1 protein-coding gene is annotated in these 1,077 nt (G+C 40.6%); it reads left to right on the forward strand.

All coding sequences use genetic code 11. The annotated features are described in order from the left end of the window. Positions 1–1,077, forward strand: a 1,077-nt coding sequence (locus DFR56_RS23200; RefSeq protein ID WP_158525779.1) for an isopeptide-forming domain-containing fimbrial protein, incomplete at both ends; no start/stop codon positions are given.

Genomic DNA, 1,077 nt, shown 5'->3' on the forward strand with positions numbered 1-1,077 from the left:
TGACACGATTCGTTATACGATTAAAACTCGTAACACGGTTGAAGATAGTATCGTTAAAAGTCTAGTCATTTCTGACGAGATTCCAGAAGGATTGGAATATGTTGAGGGTAGTCTAGAAGTCGATGGAGAATCTGTCACCGACGCTGAGGATAATGATAAAGGTCATGCAGTGGATGGTACAGTTGTAGGTAATCTCGGAGATATTAGGGATGCTGACTGGCATACGTTAGAGTTTTTAGTCACCGTAAAAGCAGGGCAAGCAGGAGCAGATATTAAAAACGTTGCAATTGTAGATGGTGACAATATTGACGAACCAGATAAACCAGAAGAAGAAGTGAAAATTTACCCACGGGATCCGAAACTAGAATCCGAGAAAATGGCTGTTAACTTGGACGATGGTAAAAAGCGATTTGTGGTCGGCGATACGATTGTTTATATTATTAAGACACGCAATCAAGTATCCGATAGTTTAGTTACAAACTTATCCATTACAGATGAACTTCCGGCAGGTCTTGAATATGTTACGGACAGCTTACAAATAAGTCATGACGGCAAAGGCGAATTCAAAAATGGTAAAGTTACTGCAAATTTTGGTGATGTAACGGATACGGAATGGCGTTCCATCATATTCCAAGCAAAAATTTTGTCTGGTCAATCCGGTAAAGAGATTGAAAATACAGCTGAAATTATGGCCGATGAGTTTGATGAGCCTGAGAAGCCAACAACAACGATCGTCGTTAATCCAAAAGATCCGAAGCTTGAATCAAGTAAGGCTTTTAAACTGGAAACGAAAGCGGACGGTAATACAGATACGAATAATCCAGAAGTAGGCGATACAATTCGTTACACGATTACAACTAAAAATACGATCGAAGATAGCTTAGTAGAAAACTTAGTTATCACCGACACGATTCCAGCAGGTTTAACGTATGTGCCAGATAGTCTAGAAGTAGATGGCAAGTCCGTGACAGATGCGAAAGATGAAGATGCCGGTCATGTGGTAGATGGCAAAGTTACAGGAACGTTTGGTAATGTGGCGGATACCGATGATCATACGGTTACCTTCTTAGTGACCGT

This window comes from Pseudogracilibacillus auburnensis (assembly GCF_003201975.1).
GTDB classification, from domain to species: domain Bacteria; phylum Bacillota; class Bacilli; order Bacillales; family Amphibacillaceae; genus Pseudogracilibacillus; species Pseudogracilibacillus auburnensis.